Source organism: Planococcus sp. YIM B11945, from assembly GCF_050864155.1.
Classification (GTDB): domain Bacteria; phylum Bacillota; class Bacilli; order Bacillales_A; family Planococcaceae; genus Planococcus.
Map to the genome: position 1 here is coordinate 105,530 of NZ_JBOZWR010000007.1, position 15,714 is coordinate 121,243.

Annotated in this window: 17 protein-coding genes; 8 read left to right on the forward strand and 9 right to left on the reverse strand. The window is 44.8% G+C overall.

Annotation, left to right across the window (positions count from 1 at the left end):
• Positions 1 to 107: 107 nt before the first annotated feature.
• The gene (gene pgeF, locus ACRRQV_RS14015; RefSeq protein ID WP_432531917.1) at positions 108 to 872 is read right to left on the reverse strand and encodes a peptidoglycan editing factor PgeF; all 765 of its coding nucleotides are present in this window, start codon (positions 870 to 872) and stop codon (positions 108 to 110) included.
• Between the two features lie 89 nt (positions 873 to 961).
• Between pgeF and ACRRQV_RS14020 the strand changes: the two genes are divergently transcribed.
• The gene (locus ACRRQV_RS14020) at positions 962 to 1,489 is read left to right on the forward strand and encodes a DinB family protein (RefSeq protein WP_432531919.1); all 528 of its coding nucleotides are present in this window, start codon (positions 962 to 964) and stop codon (positions 1,487 to 1,489) included.
• A 50-nt stretch (positions 1,490 to 1,539) separates the two neighbouring features.
• Here ACRRQV_RS14020 and ACRRQV_RS14025 read toward each other — a convergent pair whose 3' ends face one another.
• From ACRRQV_RS14025 to ACRRQV_RS14045, 5 genes are all read right to left on the reverse strand, one after another.
• Positions 1,540 to 3,066, reverse strand: a complete 1,527-nt coding sequence (locus tag ACRRQV_RS14025) for a class I adenylate-forming enzyme family protein (RefSeq protein WP_432531921.1) — start codon at positions 3,064 to 3,066, stop codon at positions 1,540 to 1,542.
• Between the two features lie 110 nt (positions 3,067 to 3,176).
• On the reverse strand, positions 3,177 to 3,659 hold the full coding sequence (locus ACRRQV_RS14030) for a hypothetical protein (protein ID WP_432531923.1): 483 nt from the start codon (positions 3,657 to 3,659) through the stop codon (positions 3,177 to 3,179).
• Between the two features lie 60 nt (positions 3,660 to 3,719).
• Positions 3,720 to 4,352, reverse strand: a complete 633-nt coding sequence (locus ACRRQV_RS14035; RefSeq protein WP_432531925.1) for a CPBP family intramembrane glutamic endopeptidase — start codon at positions 4,350 to 4,352, stop codon at positions 3,720 to 3,722.
• Positions 4,349 to 5,146 carry an alpha/beta fold hydrolase gene (locus ACRRQV_RS14040; RefSeq protein ID WP_432531927.1) on the reverse strand — a complete coding sequence of 266 codons (798 nt, stop codon included), beginning with the start codon at positions 5,144 to 5,146 and terminating at the stop codon, positions 4,349 to 4,351. Before ACRRQV_RS14040 ends, ACRRQV_RS14035 begins: the two co-directional genes overlap by 4 nt.
• Before the next feature lie 371 nt (positions 5,147 to 5,517).
• Positions 5,518 to 6,723, reverse strand: coding sequence for a MalY/PatB family protein (locus ACRRQV_RS14045; RefSeq protein ID WP_432531929.1), 1,206 nt, complete (start codon positions 6,721 to 6,723; stop codon positions 5,518 to 5,520).
• Between the two features lie 319 nt (positions 6,724 to 7,042).
• Between ACRRQV_RS14045 and ACRRQV_RS14050 the strand changes: the two genes are divergently transcribed.
• On the forward strand, positions 7,043 to 7,573 hold the full coding sequence (locus tag ACRRQV_RS14050; protein ID WP_432531931.1) for a redoxin family protein: 531 nt from the start codon (positions 7,043 to 7,045) through the stop codon (positions 7,571 to 7,573).
• An 18-nt stretch (positions 7,574 to 7,591) separates the two neighbouring features.
• Positions 7,592 to 8,713 (forward strand): peptide-methionine (R)-S-oxide reductase MsrB, encoded by a 1,122-nt coding sequence (gene msrB, locus ACRRQV_RS14055; protein ID WP_432531933.1) that lies wholly within the window; start codon positions 7,592 to 7,594, stop codon positions 8,711 to 8,713.
• A 94-nt stretch (positions 8,714 to 8,807) separates the two neighbouring features.
• Here msrB and ACRRQV_RS14060 read toward each other — a convergent pair whose 3' ends face one another.
• Positions 8,808 to 9,599: a hypothetical protein gene (locus tag ACRRQV_RS14060; RefSeq protein ID WP_432531935.1), complete on the reverse strand. Its 792-nt coding sequence runs from the start codon at positions 9,597 to 9,599 to the stop codon at positions 8,808 to 8,810.
• A 491-nt stretch (positions 9,600 to 10,090) separates the two neighbouring features.
• Here ACRRQV_RS14060 and ACRRQV_RS14065 point away from each other — a divergent pair, with 491 nt between their 5' ends.
• Positions 10,091 to 10,360, forward strand: a complete 270-nt coding sequence (locus tag ACRRQV_RS14065; RefSeq protein WP_432531937.1) for a hypothetical protein — start codon at positions 10,091 to 10,093, stop codon at positions 10,358 to 10,360.
• A gap of 57 nt (positions 10,361 to 10,417) precedes the next feature.
• Here the strand turns inward: ACRRQV_RS14065 and ACRRQV_RS14070 are convergent, their stop codons facing one another.
• Positions 10,418 to 11,317 carry a 3-hydroxyacyl-CoA dehydrogenase gene (locus ACRRQV_RS14070; RefSeq protein ID WP_432531939.1) on the reverse strand — a complete coding sequence of 300 codons (900 nt, stop codon included), beginning with the start codon at positions 11,315 to 11,317 and terminating at the stop codon, positions 10,418 to 10,420.
• Positions 11,318 to 11,654: 337 nt separating this feature from the next.
• On the opposite strand from ACRRQV_RS14070, the gene ACRRQV_RS14075 reads away from it, so the two are divergent.
• The 3 genes from ACRRQV_RS14075 to ACRRQV_RS14085 all read left to right on the forward strand — a co-directional run bounded on the left by ACRRQV_RS14075 (position 11,655) and on the right by ACRRQV_RS14085 (position 13,880).
• A complete protein-coding gene (locus tag ACRRQV_RS14075) occupies positions 11,655 to 12,287 on the forward strand; it encodes a hypothetical protein (RefSeq protein ID WP_432531941.1) in 633 nt (210 codons plus the stop codon).
• A gap of 150 nt (positions 12,288 to 12,437) precedes the next feature.
• Complete coding sequence (locus tag ACRRQV_RS14080) at positions 12,438 to 12,965, forward strand: NUDIX hydrolase (protein WP_432531943.1); 528 nt, start codon at positions 12,438 to 12,440, stop codon at positions 12,963 to 12,965.
• Between the two features lie 15 nt (positions 12,966 to 12,980).
• A complete protein-coding gene (locus tag ACRRQV_RS14085) occupies positions 12,981 to 13,880 on the forward strand; it encodes an oxidoreductase (RefSeq protein ID WP_432531945.1) in 900 nt (299 codons plus the stop codon).
• 44 nt (positions 13,881 to 13,924) lie between these two features.
• Here the strand turns inward: ACRRQV_RS14085 and ACRRQV_RS14090 are convergent, their stop codons facing one another.
• Entirely contained in the window at positions 13,925 to 14,563 is a 639-nt protein-coding gene (locus ACRRQV_RS14090) for a lysoplasmalogenase (protein ID WP_432531947.1), read from the reverse strand.
• 218 nt (positions 14,564 to 14,781) lie between these two features.
• Between ACRRQV_RS14090 and ACRRQV_RS14095 the strand changes: the two genes are divergently transcribed.
• Positions 14,782 to 15,693 (forward strand): DMT family transporter, encoded by a 912-nt coding sequence (locus ACRRQV_RS14095; protein WP_432531949.1) that lies wholly within the window; start codon positions 14,782 to 14,784, stop codon positions 15,691 to 15,693.
• Positions 15,694 to 15,714 lie beyond the last annotated feature (21 nt).

Below are 15,714 nucleotides of genomic sequence, written 5' to 3' on the forward strand. Positions count from 1 at the left end.
AGTAAGGGTCTAGTACCCCTTTTCCCCGTTTCGGTTAAATTAACGCCTTTTACAAGAAACAAGCATCAAGTTCCGAAACGGTTATTCCGGTACTTGATGCTTCGGCTTTATTTGTCTTTTTTCATGATGAAACTCAAATGCCTGCCGCTTTTCCGGTCTTGGCGGTACGAAAAGCCCTCTGGACTCGTAAACGTGCACACCCGTTCAACCGTAATGCGGTCTTCAGGGATGCCAGCCAGTTCACATTGTTTTTTCACCGTGAGCTGGTTGTCGATATGGTATTTTCCGGTCTTTTCATTCAAATAAATAAAGTCATCCGCATAGCTTAAGTTTTTGAATTTCACGTACACATCTTCATCCACTTCGAACTTCTCCTGACTCAACGACGCACCAATGTGGACGCGGAAGTCTTTCGGTTCGCACTGCTCTTCTTCTTTCAAGTGAGCAAACAGCTTCGGTGTGATTTCTTTTACCGTTCCTTGCCAGCCCGAATGCACGACACCCGCCAATTCTTTCGTGTCGTGGTAAAAAATCACCGGGACGCAATCGGCTGAAAAACTGGTCAACACCAAGTTCGGTTCATACGTGTAAAGGGCATCCGTATCCTTAATCGCCGTATCGGCATTTGCGGCGCCCAGCCCTTTGTCAGCAGACGTCACTTTATGAAAATTGGCGCTATGCGTTTGATTGGCACAGACAAAATCAGCAGGTCCGCATGACAAAAAAACCGCTAATTTTTTGCGGTTATCCAAAATGGCCTCCGGATTTTCGCAAACATGCAGCGCCATATTGTTTTGTTCCGGTTCCATTTGATCTTTTATGGTCATTCCTGAAATAAATTTTTCATTATCTGAATAAATAGTCGTTTTCATTTCATCACCTTGTATTACTATATAATAGAGCGCTGCTGCTGTACAGGCAGCGGACCTAACAAAGCCTCGTGCAGAAAGGAGCCACCTAATTGAATTTCCAACTGAATGAAGTTATTGAAGTGCTGGAACAAACACCGAAAACAGTGGAGTCGCTATTGTCCGGTTTATCGGATGGCTGGCTGCACCATAATGAAGGCGAAGGAACGTGGAACGCGGCACAAGTCGTCAGCCATTTGATCGAAGCCGAAAAAACCAATTGGATGCCCCGTATCGCATCCATTCTCCAAGAAGGCGAAAACAATCCCTTCCCGCCATTTGACCGCTTTGCCCATTTGCAAGAATCGCCTGGCCGGCCCATCGATGAAAAACTGCAGGAATTCCGAATGATCCGAAGCAAAAATATCCTAATGTTAAAGCAGTGGATCCAACCTGAAACTGATTTTGAACAAACTGGGCTGCACCCGGAATTCGGCCTCGTGAAACTGCGGGAGTTGCTGTCGACGTGGGCCGTCCACGACCTTACCCACATCACTCAAATCGTGCGGGTAATGGCCGAACGCTACCGCACAGATGTCGGACCTTGGGAAGCTTATTTAGGCGTGTTGAAAAAGAAATAAAAACAGGACAGCTCCCGCAACAAAGGAGCTGTCCTGTTTAGTTCATACACTCAAGCCGGTTCATTGCTGTGAAGTTCGCGCAATTGGTATTTAAGTATCTTTCCAGATGCATTGCGCGGCAGCGCGTCCGTGTAGAGGAACTTCCGCGGAATTTTATAGCCCGCCAAATGCTTCCTGCAATAAGCCATCATTTCCTCTTCGTCAATCGTTTCGCCTGCCTTTGGCACAATCACCGCTCCAACAACTTCTCCCCATTTTTCATCCGGGAACCCAATCGTAGCCGCTTCCATCACTTGAGGGTGGCTGTTGATCACTTGCTCGACTTCCACTGAATAGACGTTTTCACCGCCGGAAATGATCATGTCTTTTTTCCGGTCGACGATGGTGATAAACCCGTCCTCATCGATTGTCGCCAAATCCCCGGTCAGCAGCCAGCCGTCTGAAAAAGTTTTCACCGTTTCTTCCGGCTTCCGGTAATATTCCTTCATCACCGTTTCGCCTTTCATGATCATTTCGCCGATTTCCCCAGGCTTCACGTCTTCCAGTTCATCGTTCACGACCCGCACATGCGTGAAATACATCGATTTTCCGCCTGCGCCAAGCTTGTCCTTATGTTCATGCGGCAATAAATACACGCCTCCCGGACCGCCTTCGGTCAATCCACATAAACTGTAGAACTGGTCTGTGCCAAACAGCCCCATGGCCCGCTTCACAAGCGCCGGTGCCATTGGAGCCGCTCCGTACATGCATTTTCGGATGGAAGACAAATCGTATTTTCCGTCGTTCGGCACTTGCAGCAAGGCATTGTACATGACCGGAACGCCGAAGAAAATCGTGATTTTGTGTTCGTCGATCGCTTCCATTAATTTAACCGGATGGAAATCCCGGATGATCACATTGGAAGTGCCCAGCATAATCCCGGTCAATAAATACAAATTCAATTGAGCGGAATGGAAAAGCGGCGCCAAATGAATCAGCCGGTCGTTCGTGCTTAGTTCAATTCCAAGCACAAACGACGTGTTGACGTTGAAAATGCGCTGGTGGTCGAACAATGCGCCTTTAGGCTTTCCGGTGGTCCCTGACGTATAAAGGATTTCTGCATCATCGGTTCCCTGCACTTCTACTTTTGGTTCCGAAACATCCTCGCTTTTGATGTCATCCCAACCTACATGTTGATCGTCTTGGGCAGCCGGATGGACAATCACTTGCTGAACCGAACCTGCCATAGCTTTCGCTTCCGCTATTACAGGTTCAAATTCCGCATCACAGATGATCAGCACACTTTCCGACTGGCCGAATATGTAACCGCTTTCATTTGAAGTTAATCGAAAATTGACCGGCACTGCCACTCCGCCCGCTTTTAAAATGGCGTAAAAAGCGATTACGTAATGATCGGAGTTTTTCATGAAAAGCGAGACTTTATTGCCTTTTTGCAAACCGGCCCTCAACAGCCCATTTGCCAAACGGTTTACTTCTTCGTTTAATTCTTTGTACGAATAGGTTCTTCCTTCGCACGTCACAGCCATTTTTTCCGGATGCCTTTTCGAATTTAAAAGCAGCGATGTCGTAATGTTCATTTCTCATCCCCCTGTAAGTGGTAGTCAGCCGATTTCCTTTCTCTTTCTCCAGAAAATTGCCAGCCTTAAATCCCAATTTATAATATTCTAAAAAATAAGTCAATCTTATTTTATTCTGCATCTTCCAACCAGCTAATTGAATAATATAGATCCGTTAAGGCTTCAGGATACCCGCCTTTAAGCGGAGCAGCTTCTTGAAGAATCCTTTGCAGCCGTTTATCCACTTGATGAAACAGTGCTTCGTCTTTTTCACATTCTTCCGCGGTTTTTGCAAACAAGCGGATCAGCCGAGAAGTTACTTCTTCATCGGCATCTCCCGCCGCTTTGGCATAGCGGGTTCCCTTTTCGACACAGAAAATCATCAAGTCCACTGCCAGTGCCCGTTCGTCTGTTGCTTTTGAGAACTTTTCAATTTCTTTTTTTACTTTTGAAAGATGCGGCTTTGTTTCGCCTTTGCCAGGGGCAAATTCATCTTCCACCATTTCCTTCACTTTTTCATAATTCACCTTCTTGCCCTCACTTAAAGGTACACTGTTTTTCTGCTTATGGAATGCTAAACGCTCTTTTAGCTTGCTTGCATTCAGCTTTGCCATTTCCACTGCCTCCTTTTGTTTATTAACAATAAAATTCGAGGTTTTTTCAGTAATTCCTTTCTAGCGGACAATAAACCAATAAACGAACATGATGCCTAGGTCTGCCAATGAGTGCCCGATAATCGAAGAAACAATCGAGCCTGTTTTTTCACGGACAAAAGCCCAAAACAAGCCGGCGACCAAGACCGGCAAAACCGCTATAGCAACGTATCCCGATTGAAACAAGTAAAGGACTGTGATGACGTGGTACAGCGTGTAGAAAACAGAAGTTATCGCAATGGTATAGGCGGCAGTCCCGTTTCTTCTCAATTTTTCATACATATATCCGCGCCAGTAGACTTCTTCCAATACCGGATTAACAAAGATGAACATCAAAACGAAAACAAGTTCCAGCGGCCCTGAAAATCCCCAATCCAGCAATAAAACCCGGAGCTTATTGATATCCAACAAGTAGACATGGAGCCAACTGACGCCTCCGTATATAAATGCGAGAAACAACAGTCCGCTCGCTACGCCTAATCCTACTGCTTTCTTGGTCACTTTCAACCGCTCCCGCGGGAATGCTTTATCAATGAGCGGCACAAGTAAAAGCCAGCCGAAAAACAACAGAAACGTCACGATAATGTTTTCGAGAAGCAGCAGCCCAATCCCAATCATAAGAGATGGCCCAATTAACCGGATAGTGTTTTTCATTGCTTTCCTCCTAGCTCCCATCTTTTGTTTATGGGCTGTAAAAAGCGGTCCACCGCTCGGTTGAATTGCGAGAAAAATTGAGGTGGAACTTGGTGCGTGCCCCCTTTGATATAAACCACTTGGGTTTGCGGAGCAGCTTGGCGAAACGGGTCTTGGTAATGGTGCATCGGCGTCTCAAGTTCGCCGTAAACAAGCATAATCGGCATCTTCAGCCGGTAGAGCGAATACGTGGATTTATAGTCGAGCCCGGTTTTGCAAAATTCATAAGAGCGTCGGGCATCTGATTTTTTTCCGTAGCGGTAAATCTTTTCTTCATCTTCCGGATAATGTTTGTTCAGTTTCGCTTGCAGTTTCGCCGCAATCGGCACTTGCCGGATTTTCGCCAAGTACATCACCGATTTAATGAAAAAGACCGGCGAGAAATTATTCAATTCGGAATAGCCACCTGCTAAAATGACCGCAATGGTCCGTTCTGGATATTGCAGCGCAAATTCCTGCGCAATCAATCCGCCATGCGAATAGCCGCAAACGACCGCTTTTTCGATTCCCAAGTGATCGAGCAGTTTTTTCAAGTGATTGGCAAGAAGGTCAATCGTCAGCGGCAAGTCGCCGGGTGAGCTTTGGCCATGCCCCGCGATATCGTAAAATATGGTTTGGTATTGTTCAGAAAGTATTTCTTGGTGCATGAAGACGTTGTGGCCCATGACAAACGGATGGATAAAGACGATGGGCAGGCCTTGTCCTTTTACATGATAGTAAAGCGAAAGCGAATCATCAATGGCTGCATACGGCATAAAAATTTCACTCCTAAAGTTTTAATGATTTCTCTTCGCATACCCTCTTAACGAAGAAGTCAAAACGCCCATAAGTCGTGGCAAACCCAATTTTGTTGGATTAACGCTATATAAGTGGAATTAAGTATTCGACTTGTCGATATTCCGCAAAACAGCTGCGAAGTGCGCAGCACTGCAACGGTTTTTTGTCTCGAAGCTAGCGAAGCGGTGCAGAGACAGGAGTACTACTCGCTACATAAATCGCATAGAGCCATGCCCAAAGCGACTGAAGCGGCTTATAAAAAAGCACTTTCTTAAGTTCAACTTATATACATAAAAAACCAGTTTCTCTTCCCGGATTAAATCCCGAAAAAGAAACTGGTTTCGCTTTTTCATTCTGCTTTCTTGCCTGACAAGTCTTCAAATTCTTTTGCAATACGGTCTAGTGCTTCTTGGATGAGCGGCCGCGGAGACGGGATGCAGATGCGTTGATACAGCGACCCTTCTTCTCCGAACATGCCGCCGTCTTCCAAAATCACATTGGCTTTGTTGTAAATGCGGTCATGGATTTCCTCGGCGGATATTCCGTAGCCGCTGAAATCGAGCCACATGACGTATGTGCCTTCCGGGATGATGACTTTCACTTCCGGCATGTGGTCGGCGAGGTAGTTTTTCACCAGTTCCATCGTGCCGTCAATATAGTCTTTTAGTTGTTCGAGCCACTCTTCCCCGTCGTTGTAAACCGAAATCAACGCCGAAATCGCAAAAGGCGATCCGAGCTGCATGCCCATTTCCGTCGCATACGTAGCACGAAGATCTGGATCGGTTACGATGACATTCGTGCAATGAAGCCCTGCGACGTTAAAGGTTTTATTGATCGCGGTGCACGTGATGATGTGATCGGTTTGGTCTGCCGCTTTCACCAGCGGCACAAATTGCTGGCCTTTGCGAACCAAATCGCCATGAATCTCATCAGCAACAATCACTATGTTGTGGCGATGGCAGATTTCCGCCAGTTTTTGTAATTCCAAGGCGGTGAATACCCGGCCGGTCGGATTGTGCGGGTTGCAAAGAATGAACATATTCGTTTTTTCATCTTTCGCTTTTGCTTCGAAATCCTCAAAATCAATCGAATAAGTTCCATCTTCGCTTCGAATCAACGCATTATTCACAACTACTCGGTTATTGCCTTCGATCGCTCCAGTAAACGGCGGGTAAACCGGGCGCTGAATAATAATGCCGTCTCCCGGCTGCGTGAACGCTTTGACCGCTACATTTAGCGCATGGACCGTTCCTGGGCTGTAGACAATCTGCTCTTTGTCAATTTTCCAATCATGCCGTTTCAAAAACCACGATTGAATCGCTTGGTAATACTCTTCCGGAAAAACCGAATACCCGAAAATCCGATGGTCCACGGTTTTATGTAAAGCATCCACCAAAGGCTGGGGCACCGGCAAATCCATATCCGCTGTGAACAACGGAATCGTTTCTTCGTCGTAGCGTTCGGTGATGCCAAACTCTTTAATGAGATCAGCACCATCCCACTTTAAGGAATAAGTGCCTCTGCGATTGACGATATCATCAAAATTATACTTCATGTGAAAACTCCCCTTCTGCTCAAATGCACTTAATTTTTATACCCATTTTCTATCCGGCTATACAAGTTCAGTTTGGGATTCCATTATAAGCATACCCCAAGAACTATCCGCAGAAAAGAATTCCGCAAAATAGCGATGCTTTCCTGCAAAAAATAAACCTTACTGGATATTTCAAATCATTTTGCTTATACAGGGTCCATTCCAAGCTCCTATCATTTCTTTTCCCAGGCATCCGCTATATGATGAAGGTGAATAGAAAGCGCTTACGCTTTTGCAATAAAAGTCTATTTAATCTGGCTTATAGGAAGGGTGATTTAATATGAAGAAAACCATATTGGTTCTGTTTCTTCTGATTGTTGCGGTCGGGTTAAGTGCCTGTTCAGCTCCTAATTCCGGAGCGTCCGCCAATGCAGAAAAAGGCAATGACGGCAAAATCGCCCCAGATTTTGAATTAATGGATTTAGAAGGCAATAGCCACCAACTTTCTGAATACGCCGGACAAAAAGTCTACGTGAAGTTTTGGGCATCTTGGTGCTCGATCTGCCTTGCCGGCATGGAGGAATTGAACACCTTGGCCGGTGAAGAAAACGATTTTACGGTGTTGACGATTGTTTCCCCAAGTTCCAACGCTGAAAAAGATACCGAGTCGTTCACAAAATGGTTTAAAGGCGTCGACAATACATCGAATATCCAAGTGCTGCTTGATGAAGGCGGTGAAATGTTTGAAGCGTACGGTGTTTTAGCGTACCCCACTTCGGTCTACATCGGTTCAGATGGCGTCCTCGTTAAAAGTTCACCGGGACATTTCAGCAATGAACAAATTAAGGAATCTTTTGAAAGCATTCAGTAAAGAGAGGAACGATTTCCCATGAAGGTTAAAGCATCTCTTGGCTTGTTGGTGCTCATGTTGGTGTTGTTGGCTGGCTGCTCCTCTTTGAATTCTTTAACGACGGGCGGCGCAAGCGGCGATACGGCTGCTGCCGGCGAGTCGCGCTTTCCCGAAAACCCAAATGCCAATTTGGATTTTGATACCGGCAACTTAAACGAAATCTGGCTTGCAGGAGGCTGCTTCTGGGGAGTGGAAGCGTACATGGCCCGGGTATACGGGGTGTATGACGTGACTTCCGGCTACGCCAACGGCAAGACTGAAAATCCATCCTACGAAGACGTCACCCGGAAAAATACAGGACACGCTGAAACGGTCCATGTCCGTTATGATCCGGAGCGCATCGATTTGGAAAAATTGCTGTCCCATTATTTTATGATTATCGATCCAACACTGTTGAATCAGCAAGGAAATGACCGCGGCGAACAATACCGCACCGGCGTTTATTACAAAAACGAAGCAGACCGCGCAGTCATCGAAAAAGTCATCGCAAACGAAGCGCCAAAATACGATGACCCCATTGTAACGGAAGTCGAACCGCTCAAGCAGTATTACTTGGCTGAAGAATACCACCAAGATTATTTGGAGAAAAATCCGAACGGCTACTGCCACGTGGAATTTGATTCGCTTGAAGACCAGGACGTTCCGGCATTGATTGATCCCGCTCGTTACCCAAAACCGAGCGATGAGGTATTAAAAGAAAAACTGACAACCGCCCAATATCAAGTTACCCAGAAAAATGATACCGAGACCGCTTATTCCAACGAATACTGGGACAATTACGAACCGGGCATTTACGTGGATGTGGCAACAGGGGAGCCGCTTTTTTCTTCAGCAGACAAATACGATTCCAATTGTGGCTGGCCGAGCTTCACCAAACCAATTGAGCCTGAAGTTGTAACCGAACACAAAGACACCAGTTTTAACATGACGCGGGTCGAAGTGCGCAGCCGATCGGGCGACAGCCATCTTGGCCATGTGTTCGAAGACGGCCCGAAAGACAAAGGCGGCCTTCGCTATTGCATCAACAGCTCCTCGATTCTTTTTATTCCGCAGGCGGAAATGGAAGAAAAGGGCTACGGCTATTTGAAAGGCTTATTATAAAGAAAAAACCAGCCATTCACCAGATGAAATTCTGGCGGATAAGCTGGTTTTTTTCGGCTTCTATTTGCTTAAGTGATACTTTTATAAAACGGGCTTACGCAAACTTCGGATACCTGATAAATTTACGCTGTGATTCAATGATCTTATTGTTTTTTTCAATCATTCGTTCGTAATTGAGCTGCAGCATCTTTTCCTCATCTTCGTCTATTGCCATGTTGAGGCGCCTTAAACTTTGGTACATGATTTCCCGGTTTTCCGTAATGCCTTTAACAAACGCCAATTGCTCTTCCTCTAACTCTTTCCCGCCTTTAGTCGTCTCCAAAAAATCAGCAAAAGATCGGATTTCCCCATTCTTCTCTAAAAGCGTAGTAAGCGTCATATATTGGTACATATTCACTTGGTTGGCGATTTTTTGCGTCTTCTCCACATCGGCATCGGTGATTTCTTGTCTGGCCAATACGTCGTGGTCGTAATAATAGCGGTAGTCCCGCACCAGCCGGTTGAATTTCTGCTGAATGCTCCAAAGCTCTGCATAAGCCTCGCGCCCCTGCAATACTTCTCTGTTTTTTGTAGCAACGGCAATGTTCAATGGGTTTATGTAGAAAGAGCTTTCAATTTTCAAACGGGCTGCACCAACTTGGAAAATAATCGTGCTTAAATCTACAAACAGCAGCAACTTCGGCTGCGCCACCATCACTTCTTCCAATGTTTCTTCTCCAATTGTCACAAAAGCAGTTCCAACCAAAACGTGGTTCTTGGTGAACCAGGCCATATAATAAGGCTTATTATTCACTTTCCAGTAAATCGGATTAATAAATACATTTTCGGTCCATTTTTTAAATTTTTTCAATTTTTTCATCAGCAGTTTGGTTGTTTGTTCGTCCATATTATTCCCCTGCCTTCTGGTTGCGAGTTATTACTTCCCCCTTTCCCGTTTGCTTCTTAACGAAACTACGAAATGGAATTTCGTTCATTTTAAAGGGGATACGGCAAGCAGTTTATTGGATTGGCTTGAAGAAAATCGACGCTGCAGAAATATAAATGAAAAAAGTTTATTTAATTTTCAAAAAACTATGGTATTTTTTTGCTCTTTATTATAGAATGGTGATGCAAATAACAAATAACTATCATTTCTTTATAATTACAGAAATTTTTCGTTTCTGTTTTTAATATCCAATCTAAAGGGGGTTTTATTCTCTCAAAGTGCATAATAGGGAACGTTTATGCCTCTATGCCCGATTGCCTAGAGAACACGGACAAAATCTACTTATGAAATGGAGAGAAACGGTATGAAGAAACTCTTTACGATCATGATGGCGATTTTTCTGATATTCGGTGTCAGCTCTACAGCAGCATTGGCACACGGAGATCATGATGATGGCCATAAGTACAGCGATCATGACAAAAAAGACAAAAAACGCGGTTATCATGACGATGATGACGACGACGATTACGACAAACACCATAAGAAACGCTTCCACTATCATTTCTATTGGCACAAACACTTCTATTATGACGATGGTGAAAGACATTTCTACTGGCACAAACATTATTACAAAGTACGCGGCAAACACCACCATGGCGATGAAAAAGATTTTAATGACGACGATGATGACAATCACCGTGGCCACAAACATTAAGCATTAAAAAAGGAACAAGCATAATCCTCTAAGGGAGGGCTTGTTCCTTTTTCTCTGTCTGAGATTAGTTTTTTAAGAAATCCGGTTCCAAAAATGCCGGATTCGGGTAACTGTAGAACCCTTCGCCTGTCGCTTTCCCAAGTTTTCCTTTGTCGATATACTCGGTTTTCAACAGAGCCGCTAGTTTTTGAAACTCCTCATTTCCGGTGGCATCCGCTTTCGCCTGAACAATGTTATGGGCCGTATTGATGCCGACCGCATCCAAAATAGCGAATGGGCCAAGAGGCGCCCCTGTTGCGATCATCCACGTTTTGTCGATTGTTTGCATATCCGCCACTTCGCGCACCAACATCACTTCAGCTGCGTCCAATAAAGGCACAAGCAAGGAGTTTAAAATATAGCCCGGTTGTTCTTTATGGAGCGGCAGCGCCACCATGCCAATCGCTTTTGCAAATTCGATGACATCATTAAAAACAGTTTCGTCTGTTCCAGGATGCTTCATGATTTCCGCAGTGTTGTTGATCCAAATCGTATTCGCGAAATGCAATGCCAAAAACTTCTCAGGACGGCCAGTCGCTTCTGCGAATTGGCTTGGCAACAACGTAGAGGAGTTGGTTGCAAAGACGGTTTTTTCAGGAGCCACTTTTCCCAACTCTGTGTAGAAATTTGTTTTAATGGCGGTGACTTCAGGAATCGCTTCGATTACAAAATCTGCATTTGCGGTCGCTAAAGCCAGATCGGTATGGAACGACATGCGGTTGAATGCCGCATCCACTGCTTCTTGGGATGCCCCTAAATCGCGCTGATAATTTTTCTTTAACTTTGTGATGCGTTCTTTTGAGCGTTCAATTGCTTCGTCATTGATGTCGTATACCGTTACATCAAATCCTTTAAAGGCGGTTTGGTAAGCGATTTGGCTGCCAAGAACGCCGCTTCCTGCCACTGTAATATTTTGATAATCCATAGCTCGCATATCTCCTTTTTCGTTTGTCTATCTTCTTCCCTAGTATGGCACTTTTACTCAGCCTTTGTAAAAAAAATGGGTTTTCCAGCAAGCTCTAAAGGAAAGTCAAATTTAAGCAATAAATGTTTTTCAATTATTCCGAATTATATAGCAATTATTTGCTTTTTATAATATAATTATCCCATATACCTGAACTACTCTTTTTTGCGGCCGCATAAAAAGCAGGTCATTTTCTGTCGCTTTTGGATGAAGATTTTGGTGGATGTCCAGTTCTATGGCAAAGTTTCTGTTGCTTGGAAGGCTTACACAAAACTGATCTAAAAAGGAGAAAAAGAAAATGAAAAAGTTAGCCATGCTGGTACTTGCTTTTCTGCTGACATTTGGACTCTCTTCTGGAGCATTTGCTGCAAATGATTCTGCAGCAGCAGCAAAAAAAGGATCAGACGAAACGGTAACTTATAAAAATGGCATTACCACGATTGTGAAAAAGAAAGAACATGTATCTTATGATAAGATTGTCAAAACGGAAAAATCAACTGAATTTCACACAGAGAAAAAATTTGATAAGTCTTCTTACGAAAAAACTTTCATGGAGAAAGCACGCGAAAAACACCCACACCACGATTGGTACAGAGACGTCACGATTGAAAAAACATTTAAATTTACAACCACCGCTTCTTGGGATGAAGTAACGCGCTATAACATTGTTAAGAAATACATTACTCCTGTAAAAATCACCAAAACAACGGTCACTACGATCAAGCATAAAGGAAAACCTGGTAAAGGCGGCAAAGTCATCAGCAAAACAACCAAAACGTATTTCGATAAAGACTTCGGCAAACGCCGTGTTGAAGTGAAAAAAAGCAAAGATGTCTTCAAAAAGAACTTTAAAAAGTCAACCGAGAAAAAACTGATCGATGTGGACAAAACATATGGCGAATGGGAAAAAGGTGATAAAGAAGAACATTAATTTCCCCTGAACTGAAAAGGGCTGCCCGAAAAGTCAAGAACCTGACTTTTTAAGACGGCTCTTTTTTTTTTCGCATTTTTAAATTGTTATTTTTCTCCAGTTTCATTTAAACTAATAGCTACTATATATTTTTTAAAGGAGCTGAGGCACATGGAATTGTGGGATGTTGTGGACGAGAACCGGAAACCGATCGGCAAATTACATACGCGAGGAGTTGCTCTTCCATCGGGAGAATTTCATATCGTAGTGGAAATTTTCACGATCAACCAAGACGGAAGTATTTTGTTGACGCAGCGGGATCCGTTAAAAACTCACCCGTTGCTGTGGGAAACCACCGGCGGCTCCCTCACAGCAGGCGAAACAAGTGCAATAGGTGCTCTTCGGGAACTGGAGGAAGAGACCGGCCTGAAAGCAGCTGAAGAGGAACTGATTAAATTAGGGGAACAAAAAATAAACAGTTATTTCAGAGACAGTTATATATGGAAAAGTTCAAGACTCTTCACCTCAGCAGATTTGTCTCTTCAATCCGGCGAAGTATGCGATGCTAAATTTGTCAGCTTCGCCGAATTCGAACAAATGCATGCAGAAGGTTTGATGATCCCCTCACTTTGGGAACGCTATAAACAATATCAAAACGAAATTGAACATATCATCGGCATTGCCGAAAAGCGCGTTTAAAATGGAGCTGATTGTTTGGAACAGAAAAACTTGAGTGGAAAAACCGCCATCGTTACCGGAGGCAATAGCGGAATCGGATTAGAAGCCGCCAAAGTGTTTGCAGAGCGCGGCGCCCGCGTGGTTCTTGCCGTGCGAAATACTGAAAAAGGCCAAGCAGCCCGAGAAGATATTTTAGCCGAGAACAACACCGCCCAAATCGAAATCATGAAATTGGATTTGGCCGAACTAGCAAGCGTCCGGGCTTTTGCAGAACAGTTCATGAGCCGATTTGATTCGCTTGATTTGCTGATCAACAATGCCGGTGTCATGACGCCTCCTTACTCAAAAACGAAAGACGGTTTTGAGCTGCAGTTTGGCGGCAATCACCTTGGGCATTTTGCGCTGACCGGCCTGCTTCTGCCTTTACTCAAAAAGACACCGGATTCCCGTGTAGTGACCGTCAGCAGCCTGGCACACAAAAATGCATCCATCGATTTTGATAATTTGGACGGCTCCAACGGCTATAAAGCGATGAAATTTTACGGCCAAAGCAAACTGGCGAATTTGTTGTTTGCCCAAGAACTGGACAAACGTTTCAAACAATACGGCTTGCCAACTAAAAGTTTTGCCTGCCACCCGGGCATTTCAGCGACGAATTTGTTTAAATTCAGCAACCGGGATGCCCCGAAACTATTGAGAAACCTGGCGAACCGGCTGCTTCAGCCTCCTGCCATGGGTGCCCTTCCAACCGTTTACGCAGCAACAGAACTTGATTTATCTGGCGGCGAGTATATCGGCCCCGATGGCAAAGGCCAGCGAAAAGGCTATCCGGCGCTTGATACGCCTCACAAATCAGCTGGTGACGCCGCAGTTTCGCATAAGCTTTGGGATGTCTCAGAGAAATTGACAGGTGTCACATTTGATTTCAGCAAGTAAAAAACCGCTTTGCACCAGGAGTTCCCGGTGCAAAGCGGCTCTTTTTATGTTCTGCTGCTGAAACTGCGCAAACTGTGGGCAATCAAAAATTGGACGCCGTAATACGTGGACATGATCCAAAAATGCGAGTACGTAACGGTCGACACAAACATATTCCATGCCAAGACCGAATCTGAGGCGACAAACAGCAGGCTTCCGGCAATCGCCCATTTATTGCCGCTCATTACTGCCGACCACGCCATTACTGAAATAATCAGCACATACAAAAGCACGGGCACAACAAGCCTCGTTTCCCCTGAATCGATCAATGCCGCAATCATCCGGCTTCCCATGACTATTCCATACAAGGCGAGCGGAATAATGGCTGCCGCCCTCCATTTCGAAAATTTCCACTGTGTGAAAAATCCGGCCATGTAAAACAAATGGCCAACTAAAAATGCCGACAAGCCAATGATAAACCAGTGCAGCGTCGCATCGCCGACCGCACAGAAAAACAAACCTGTCAAAACCAGCCAACGAAGAATACTTTTTTGTTTGGGCATTCCTTTTATTGCATAAAAAATAATCAACGCCATCGGAATGAGTTTGAAAAATAGTTTTATGGCGAGCGGATTTTCTGGAATAACAAATATGTATAACACACTCATACCCAAAATAAGCACTGGCAGAAAAAAGGGCTTCACAAATTCACTTCCTTTATAGAGGATAACGCTATAAGTTCTCCAAAAGATGAGAAAAGCCTGCCCGATTTTTGAAAGAGAGAAAACCTTTAGGGAAATATGGCGGGTTTCAGTTTCACCTTCAAGACATTTTTCTAATTTAGGCATATAATAAATTTTGTCTGTTTTTCTTAACAGCTAGACATCCCTAGAGGGCTTCAAGGGTTACTGGAGGAGATTTTTTGAACGCAAAAGCTTTTTCATTGGCATTATTTTCGATTCTTATTTGGGGCTCGTCGTTTGCGGCGATCCGCGTTAGTTTACAAGGCGGCTATGACGCTGGCCAAAATGTATTGGTCCGTTTTTTCATCGCTTCTGTTCTTTTCCTTGGCTATGCACTGTGGCCCGGCACCAAATTCCGATTGCCCCATAAAGGGGATATCGTCCCGATTCTCATTCTCGGCTGGCTGGGCATCAGCGTTTACCATATTTGCGTCACGTTTGGAATGGAAAGCATTTCAGCCGGCACTGCAGGCATGCTGGTCGGTTCAGGGCCAATTTTTACCGCTTTAATCGCATTTGTTTTTTTAAAAGAACGCTTGACCGGTCTTGGCTGGATCGGCTTGGCAATCGGCTTTATCGGAATTACATTGATCGCATTCGGATCAGCCGGCGCGTCCCTCACCCTTTCCGGCGGTGCGTTATTGGTGTTGGTTGCGGCATTTGCCACTTCCCTTTTCTTTGTGTTCCAAAAGCCTTTATTTGCCCGTTACACAGCAATCGAATTGACGGCTTACTTTACGTGGGCCGGTACATTGCCTTTCTTCATTTTTTCGCCTGGCATTTTTACCGCGATGCAAAACGCTACATTGGAAGCGCATTTGTCTGCTTTGTATGTCGGCATTTTCCCAGCAGCCATCGCGTACGCCACTTGGTCCACAGCGCTTTCCATGGAAAACGCCAGCTCGGTTTCCAGCCTTATTTACCTGGAACCCGCAGTAGCCATTGTCGTAGCTTGGATGTGGCTGCATGAATTGCCAACTTCTCTGTCACTGATCGGCGGCGTTATTGCCATTGGCGGTGTCATCATCGTCAATGTTCTCGGCAGGCACCGGCGGCGTGTCTCCACTCGAACCGCAGACTCCACATCTTAATAACGAAAAAATCCGAAGCAG

Coding starts and splice junctions, on each gene's coding strand:
- pgeF (WP_432531917.1), bottom strand. CDS start 872: ATGAAAACGACTATTTATTCAGATAATGAAAAATTTATTTCAGGAATG.
- ACRRQV_RS14025 (WP_432531921.1), bottom strand. CDS start 3,066: ATGAACATTACGACATCGCTGCTTTTAAATTCGAAAAGGCATCCGGAA.
- ACRRQV_RS14030 (WP_432531923.1), bottom strand. CDS start 3,659: ATGGCAAAGCTGAATGCAAGCAAGCTAAAAGAGCGTTTAGCATTCCAT.
- ACRRQV_RS14035 (WP_432531925.1), bottom strand. CDS start 4,352: ATGAAAAACACTATCCGGTTAATTGGGCCATCTCTTATGATTGGGATT.
- ACRRQV_RS14040 (WP_432531927.1), bottom strand. CDS start 5,146: ATGCCGTATGCAGCCATTGATGATTCGCTTTCGCTTTACTATCATGTA.
- ACRRQV_RS14045 (WP_432531929.1), bottom strand. CDS start 6,723: ATGAAGTATAATTTTGATGATATCGTCAATCGCAGAGGCACTTATTCC.
- ACRRQV_RS14050 (WP_432531931.1), top strand. CDS start 7,043: ATGAAGAAAACCATATTGGTTCTGTTTCTTCTGATTGTTGCGGTCGGG.
- msrB (WP_432531933.1), top strand. CDS start 7,592: ATGAAGGTTAAAGCATCTCTTGGCTTGTTGGTGCTCATGTTGGTGTTG.
- ACRRQV_RS14060 (WP_432531935.1), bottom strand. CDS start 9,599: ATGGACGAACAAACAACCAAACTGCTGATGAAAAAATTGAAAAAATTT.
- ACRRQV_RS14065 (WP_432531937.1), top strand. CDS start 10,091: ATGGCCATAAGTACAGCGATCATGACAAAAAAGACAAAAAACGCGGTT.
- ACRRQV_RS14070 (WP_432531939.1), bottom strand. CDS start 11,317: ATGGATTATCAAAATATTACAGTGGCAGGAAGCGGCGTTCTTGGCAGC.
- ACRRQV_RS14075 (WP_432531941.1), top strand. CDS start 11,655: ATGAAAAAGTTAGCCATGCTGGTACTTGCTTTTCTGCTGACATTTGGA.
- ACRRQV_RS14080 (WP_432531943.1), top strand. CDS start 12,438: ATGGAATTGTGGGATGTTGTGGACGAGAACCGGAAACCGATCGGCAAA.